Origin of the sequence: Phaeobacter sp. JH20_02, from assembly GCF_048056915.1 — a bacterium.
Classification (GTDB): Bacteria; Pseudomonadota; Alphaproteobacteria; order Rhodobacterales; family Rhodobacteraceae; genus Phaeobacter; species Phaeobacter bryozoorum.
Genome location: NZ_JAYMVP010000002.1, coordinates 1 through 6247 on the forward strand (window position 1 = coordinate 1; position 6247 = coordinate 6247).

The 6247-nt window shown below is 55.5% G+C and carries 9 protein-coding genes; 5 read left to right on the forward strand and 4 right to left on the reverse strand.

Translation table 11 applies throughout. The annotated features are described in order from the left end of the window. Positions 1 to 207 precede the first annotated feature (207 nt). Positions 208 to 690, forward strand: a complete 483-nt coding sequence (locus VWY34_RS01055; protein WP_416558495.1) for a CFI-box-CTERM domain-containing protein — start codon at positions 208 to 210, stop codon at positions 688 to 690. 17 nt (positions 691 to 707) lie between these two features. Here VWY34_RS01055 and VWY34_RS01060 read toward each other — a convergent pair whose 3' ends face one another. The 4 genes from VWY34_RS01060 to VWY34_RS01075 all read right to left on the reverse strand — a co-directional run bounded on the left by VWY34_RS01060 (position 708) and on the right by VWY34_RS01075 (position 3307). Further along, positions 708 to 1139, reverse strand: a complete 432-nt coding sequence (locus VWY34_RS01060) for a hypothetical protein (RefSeq protein ID WP_416558496.1) — start codon at positions 1137 to 1139, stop codon at positions 708 to 710. Between the two features lie 98 nt (positions 1140 to 1237). Continuing rightward, positions 1238 to 2245 (reverse strand): replication initiator protein A, encoded by a 1008-nt coding sequence (locus tag VWY34_RS01065; RefSeq protein ID WP_416558497.1) that lies wholly within the window; start codon positions 2243 to 2245, stop codon positions 1238 to 1240. A gap of 292 nt (positions 2246 to 2537) precedes the next feature. Next, the gene (locus tag VWY34_RS01070; protein ID WP_416558498.1) at positions 2538 to 3053 is read right to left on the reverse strand and encodes a hypothetical protein; all 516 of its coding nucleotides are present in this window, start codon (positions 3051 to 3053) and stop codon (positions 2538 to 2540) included. Next, entirely contained in the window at positions 3050 to 3307 is a 258-nt protein-coding gene (locus tag VWY34_RS01075; protein WP_080459127.1) for a hypothetical protein, read from the reverse strand. Before VWY34_RS01075 ends, VWY34_RS01070 begins: the two co-directional genes overlap by 4 nt. Positions 3308 to 3526: 219 nt before the next feature. Between VWY34_RS01075 and mobQ the strand changes: the two genes are divergently transcribed. The 4 genes from mobQ to VWY34_RS01095 all read left to right on the forward strand — a co-directional run. Then, on the forward strand, positions 3527 to 4549 hold the full coding sequence (mobQ, locus tag VWY34_RS01080) for a MobQ family relaxase (protein ID WP_416558499.1): 1023 nt from the start codon (positions 3527 to 3529) through the stop codon (positions 4547 to 4549). Between the two features lie 106 nt (positions 4550 to 4655). After that, the gene (locus tag VWY34_RS01085; RefSeq protein ID WP_416558500.1) at positions 4656 to 4919 is read left to right on the forward strand and encodes a BrnT family toxin; all 264 of its coding nucleotides are present in this window, start codon (positions 4656 to 4658) and stop codon (positions 4917 to 4919) included. Beyond that, on the forward strand, positions 4906 to 5121 hold the full coding sequence (gene brnA / locus VWY34_RS01090; RefSeq protein WP_416558501.1) for a type II toxin-antitoxin system BrnA family antitoxin: 216 nt from the start codon (positions 4906 to 4908) through the stop codon (positions 5119 to 5121). Before VWY34_RS01085 ends, brnA begins: the two co-directional genes overlap by 14 nt. 42 nt (positions 5122 to 5163) lie before the next feature. After that, positions 5164 to 6247, forward strand: a 1084-nt coding sequence (locus tag VWY34_RS01095; RefSeq protein ID WP_416558502.1) for a hypothetical protein, incomplete at its 3' end; no start/stop codon positions are given.

Here is a 6247-nt window from a genome sequence, read left to right on the forward strand (position 1 = left end):
AAAAAAACAAGAGCACCTTCATTCTCAGCAATGACCGTTATGCGGAATATTATGATTATGATGCAGTGAAAACCGGCCGGTTGCTCAGGTTTCTGATTGCTGATGGAAAGTTCATGGCGAACGATCTGGATATTTCTGTAAGTATTTGATGTGTATTTGTTAAGTTTCAATTTTTGTTATTTGTAGTTTAGCACAGGAGGTAAATTTATGAGTAAGTCACCGAAGGACACGAAAGGCCCAGTTGTGAAGAGCGGGCCAACGCGGGGGAAAAATAGATCTCGAAACAAAGACGGTCAGTGGAGGTCTAAGCGTGGTGATGCTGGAAAGTCGCGCGATAAGGGCGGAAAGTCTAGTGGGAAGAAGGGGTGCTATCTGACGACTGCAGCGTGTGAGTATCGTGGATTGCCTGATGACTGCCATGAGCTTCAGGTGCTCCGCGGATTCCGAGATGATGTTCTTCTGAACACGAGTGACGGGATCAGTTTGGTGGAAGATTATTACCAAGTGGCCCCGAGACTGGTCCCTCTTCTTGATAATCCTCGGATAGCTGAAGATGTTTGGAATGATATCAGTGAAACTGTTAAGCTGGTTGAAAACGGATATTCATTTGGCGCATTGGCATCCTATCGAATGATGGTTGATAAGTTGCTCCGTGAAGAGGCGGAACTTGCTATCAGTAGTATGAGTTGATCCCATCAGAAGCCGCCCTACCGTCCGAACAAGCGGAATGGAAAGCTACGCTTGGGCCTGTCGTCGGCCAAAAGTGCTGTCACGCGCCCTTCGGAGCTGTCTAGGCGTTTCCGTAGATCGTTGATTGTGTCGGCCATCTGCTCCTTGTGAGCTTCCAGCCCATTGACTCTCTCGTGTGCGACCGCCAGCTCCTTTTCCAGTTCAAGAACGCGCGCCAAGCCGCTGTTGATAGAGGCAGATTTGCTCTGTTGCGTATCGCTGCTTTGCCTGTGTTGCGCATCGCGTTGCGCAGCGACCGGCGGGAAAACGCGATGCAACTCGGATGGCTCTATTTCATATGAGCCACTGTCACCCTTAGACGCTGAAATCTTGCCATTCTTGATGGCTCTCTGGATTGTTGTCTTGTTCTTCCCGGTAGCCTTCGCGGCCTCGGATAGTGAGTATTTCATGCCGTTGCGCCCCGTTTCTTTCGCCTGTTGCGCAACAGGTTACATCGTTGCGTCTTGCAATGCCAAGAAAACCTGTTCGGGAGTGCCTCTAACCCAAGTTAACGCAGGCTCTCCTGCTTCCCACAGTAGGCCACAAAGGCAGCGCCTGCATTCTTCGGTGGGTTCCCTTTGGCCGCTTCGCTCTTGGCGAACACCAACCAGTCAGAGCGGAGGGCGTAGTAATCCCTGCCCTTCTCCCTGGCGATACCACGCGCCTTTTCCTCGGCCCATTCTGGCAATCGAATCTCGGGCGTGAGGTCGCTCTGTGGTAAGCGCGGACGGAAGATCACTAGGTCATCTGGGGTCAGCTCCATGCGATAGAACGGCATGTGATCGTCCTCGATGATCTGGCGGATGTTCAACCGGAATTTCTTCAGAGGGGCGTTGCTCCCGGTCTTTTCCTGAAGCTTGGCGAGGCCGATCTGCCACTTTGGCTGACCTCCGCAGTGCTTGCGGCCGATCTCATACAGGCGGCGTTCCAGAGGGCGGCGCAGGCGGAAATAGTCGTTCGAGATCGTTATAACATCGTTGGCTTCAATCGCCCGCATGAACCAGTCAGACAGGACGACTTCGCAATAATCGAGCCGCCATATCCCTTCTTCCTGCATGACGAATCCGGCCTCATCCACGAGGCTGAAAATCCGGACTTCACGCTTGCCGCCTGTGCGGATCGTCGTGGTGAACTGTGTTCCCTGTAGCCGTTTGAAGGCTTGCTCCAGCCGCTTGTAGTGGTTGCCCCCAATGGGACGGTTTGTGGAGATGGACAGCTCGCGGGCGCTGAACCGGACGCGCTTCCCGATCTTCTCGCCCCGGTTCTTCATGTGCATCAACTGGCTGATGCAGAAGATCAGAATATCCTTGTCCTTGATGGTGGGCAGGCCAAGGCCGGAGGGGACGATTTCCAGCCTGTTTTCGCCGTTCTGGTAAACCAGATGCCGCATGTCCGGCTTGGTCGCCAGGGAGAACAGGGGGTGCTCCATCGAGGCAGTGTCGTCCTTAGGGACAACATCCGCGATATCGAGGATGAAGAAGTCTTTCTGGGGGTGTCTATCGGGAAGCAAAGGCATGCTCACAGGCTACGGGAAATTTGACCCATCAGGAACCCTAAATTTGACCTATCAGGAACCGCGCGGGGTTTGCGCTATCGGGAAGCAAAGTTTGACCCATCAGGAACCCCCAAAAGGCGATTTTTCGTTTGACCCTTTCGGAACCAGAATTTGACCCTTTCGGAACCCACGTTTGACCCTTTCGGAACCCTGTGGATAGTTTCCTTTTATGGTATCAGTGAGTTAAGGGCGATTTTTGGCCCCGTAACATACTCCGTAGGTAACACTATTAACACTAAGCGTTGCCTGTGGATTATTCGCTGATCTGGAACACGCAGAACTTCCCGTTCTGCTGATCGGCGATGAAGCCATCCTGCCGGGTGCAGGCCCAATCCAGCCCCATGAGCTGGACGCTGTCCGCAAAATCGCGGCCCAGGTAGTAATCGAACACTACCACGGAAGCCAAAGCGCCCGTGGCAAGCCCTATAAGGGCTGAGAAAGCCATCAGGAGCCAGACGTTGCGCCTACGGGCCAGAACGGTGCCTGAGGCCGCTCTACGGGCCTCTGAGAGGCTGCGCACGGCATCATCAACCTTCCCCCGCATCTCACGGGCGGTCTGATCCAAAGAATGGGCCAGGCGGGATGCGCCTTCCCGGCCACCTTGTGAGGCTGCATTCTGGACACCCGCGATTTTTTCCGCGTTGTCCTCCAGTGCGGCTTGCAGGTGCTTGAGGCGTTCTTCCGTGATCTGGCGCTTCTTCACATCGGCGATTTCGACCCGCAGCAGGGTTAGGGTATCGGTCAGGGTCTTGATGGGATCGTTGCTCATGCTTGGTCGTCTCCGATGAATTTCCGCAGCTCATCCAGCAGGGGTTCCGCGTCCTGCTTGTCCACCGCCCGTGTCAGTGAGGTTTCCAGCAACCGAACCAGATAGCGGGCCAGCTTTTTGTCTTTGAAGGCCGCAGGGATGATGGTCGCGCCGACGATGATCTTTCGGCGGGTGTCTTTTGTCCGCTTTTTGGTCTTGAGCCTCTGGACCCTGTTCTCGGCCTCGGCGATTTGCTGGTCGATGGTTCGGGGCATCAGAGTTGCGAGGTCCTGTTCTGGGTGCTACGGTAGAAACACTTTAAGTGCTCACTTATACATTGCCAAGGCAATGTGTGAGGTCTCAACGGGGTAAACCCCAAGGCGACGCCATTCCCCCTTGCCGCAAGCGGCAACATGGGGCGGCGCTTCGCCCGCCCCAAACCCCACCAGACCAGGGCAACGCCCTGGACCAACCGCACAGGCTCACCCGCTCCGATGGCGATCTATCATTTCTCCGCAAAGATGATCTCCCGCAGCACGGGGCGCAGTGCCGTTGCCGCTGCCGCCTACCGGACAGCCGAGCGCATCGAGGACCACCGCCAAGGCTTGGAGCATGATTACTCCAATCGCACCGGCGTCCTGCACACCGAGATCCTCGCCCCTGACGGCACACCCGAAGCCCTGAGGGACCGGGCCACGTTGTGGAACGCCGTCGAGCAGGTGGAGCGGCGCAAGGATGCCCAGCTTGCCCGCGAGGTGACGGTCGCCCTGCCCCACGAGCTGACGGATGCGCAACGGACCTCTCTGGTGCGGTCCTTCGTGCAATTCGCCTTTGTCGATCGGGGCATGATTGCCGATGTGGCTTTGCATGCCCCCGGAAGGGAGGGCGACGAACGCAACCACCACGCCCATATCATGCTGACCACCCGTTCCATCGGCGCAGACGGCTTTGAGGGCAAAGACCGATCATGGAACAGCAAGGAGCTGCTGGAGGAATGGCGCGAGAGCTGGGCCGATCATGCCAACGCCTATCTGCGCGAGATCGAGGTCGGGCGCGAGATCGACCACCGCAGCCTTGAGGCACAGCGGGAAGAAAAGCTGGACCTCAAGGAACGGGCGCTTGAGCGGGGCGACACCAAGGCCGCGCACGAGCTGGAGATTGAAGCCGTGGAGCTGGACCGCGATCCCCTGCCGGACATTGGCTGGAAGGCGTGGGGCATGGAGCGGCGCGGCATCCAGACCACCGCAGGCGATCTGTGGCGCGATGCTTACGGGCGGCTGGAACAGGTCCGCGAGGTTGTGTCCGGACTGCGCGAGCGTTTTGCCGAGACCTATGCCCGTGTGCGGGAGGTGGCCGAGCATTCCCTGAACGGGCTGGCCGAGGCATTGCGTGGCGCGGACTTCTCGACGCTTGAAGCCGCGCATGAGCAGGTCAGGGAGCGCGACAGGGAGGCAGAACGCAGCATCGAGCAGGAACGCGATATCAGCCGTGAAAGGGATGATGGGTTCAGCTTGTGATGGTGGGGTTTGCTGCCTTTAACATGCGAGCAGGATAGCCGGGATGGCGGCGGTGATCATACAGAACCATACTTGAAAATGGATAGTTATTATACCATATTCAGGCATGGATTTTGAGTATGACCCTGCCAAAAGCGCCTCGAATCTGTCGAAGCATGGCATCGACTTCGATCAGGCACAGGCCCTTTGGGAGGACCCGTGGATGCTTGAAGCGCCCGCAAAGACCGAGGATGAACCGCGCTTCCTGTCGATTGGGAAGATTGAGGGCAAGCACTGGGCGGCCATCTGGACGCCACGAGGTGAAGCTGTGCGGATCATCTCGGTGCGCCGCGCCCGAAAAGAGGAGATCGGATACTATGAAGGCAACTGAATTTGACAAGAAGTTCGACGCCGGTGAGGACATGAGCAGTGCAATCGACTGGTCCCAGGCGCGCCGGCCCAACGACCAGCCCAAGCGCGTGAACGTGGATTTCCCGGCGTGGGTCGTCGAAAGCCTGGACAAGCAGGCTCGGCATCTCGGTGTGACGCGGCAATCGCTCATCAAGTTGTGGATTGCTGAACGGTTACAGTAAGGCTGTTCTGATTAGATAATAGTTTTCGATGAAAGAATGATAATGGCGTCAGACAATATTCTTGAGCCGCTTCAATTACGTCGCTCTCGACTAAGCAAGCTCTCTGACCAAGTAACGGCTCTTGAGAAGAGTCGTCGTTCACTAGAAAACGCGATAGAGAGCTATAAGTCATTTGTTCCTGATATTGAGAAGGCAAAGATCGACAGGCTTAGAAACAGGGCATCAGAAATCTCGCTTAGGGTTGCGGAAGGGGAGTTAGCCAAAGCCAGATTAGAGCATAGTCTTCGGGAGACGCAGGCTCATCAAGCAAGTCGGCTGACTTTCTGGAAGCTCTTTACAGTGGAACAGAAGCAGCTCCGGGCCAAAGTTACACGCCTAAATCGTGAACTTTCAGAAACCACGAAACGCCTGAAAAGTGATCTGGATGCATTGTCACAAGTGCGCGATGATACAAGCTCCGCGCTAAAGCTTCTCTCTGAGCATGAGAGGTTCAGTCTCGAAGGTGCTGAAATGCAGCTTGCTTCTTTTGGGCCTGAAATTGAACGCATTCGAACTGACCATGCTTCTGCCCGCGTTGACCTCGAACGGATTGAGATGAAGGTTCGTCCACACATACAGGAATATGAGCGACTAAAGTCAGAGATGGCCAGTCTGAACGCAGATATCGTCAAGGCGAACCGGTACGATAAAGAGCTTACTGCCGCATCCAATAGCTATGAGCGGGCGATGGTTCATCAAAAATGCGAGGACGAATTAGGCACGGGTCGTCCTGGGCAGGTCATCAATGATCGGAAAGGCAAAATTCGACGCCTTGAGAATAACATCCCCAAACTTGAGCGCCGGATTAGCGATGAGCTACAGAAGTCTGAAAGGAAGATTGAGCACCTCCTGATCGACGGTAACAATGCCTGCTACGAGGGGCAGGAGTTCATCGGCTTGCGAGGAATTTCTTCTTTTCTCAAGGCATTGGGTGAACGCTATAAGATCACTGTCGTGTTTGATGCATCAATTCGCGCTATGCTCAAAACCGACTCTCAAGGTGTCGAGCGTGTCCTAGGGGCGTCAGTAGCGACCCACATCGCACCGACGAAAACAGGGGCGGATGAATATCTTCTGAAGCTTGCAG

Excerpts from the sequence above, each read along its gene's own strand:
- VWY34_RS01055 (WP_416558495.1), top strand. The coding sequence starts at position 208 with ATGAGTAAGTCACCGAAGGACACGAAAGGCCCAGTTGTGAAGAGCGGG.
- brnA (WP_416558501.1), top strand. The coding sequence starts at position 4,906 with ATGAAGGCAACTGAATTTGACAAGAAGTTCGACGCCGGTGAGGACATG.
- VWY34_RS01085 (WP_416558500.1), top strand. The coding sequence starts at position 4,656 with ATGGATTTTGAGTATGACCCTGCCAAAAGCGCCTCGAATCTGTCGAAG.
- mobQ (WP_416558499.1), top strand. The coding sequence starts at position 3,527 with ATGGCGATCTATCATTTCTCCGCAAAGATGATCTCCCGCAGCACGGGG.
- VWY34_RS01075 (WP_080459127.1), bottom strand. The coding sequence starts at position 3,307 with ATGCCCCGAACCATCGACCAGCAAATCGCCGAGGCCGAGAACAGGGTC.
- VWY34_RS01070 (WP_416558498.1), bottom strand. The coding sequence starts at position 3,053 with ATGAGCAACGATCCCATCAAGACCCTGACCGATACCCTAACCCTGCTG.
- VWY34_RS01060 (WP_416558496.1), bottom strand. The coding sequence starts at position 1,139 with ATGAAATACTCACTATCCGAGGCCGCGAAGGCTACCGGGAAGAACAAG.
- VWY34_RS01065 (WP_416558497.1), bottom strand. The coding sequence starts at position 2,245 with ATGCCTTTGCTTCCCGATAGACACCCCCAGAAAGACTTCTTCATCCTC.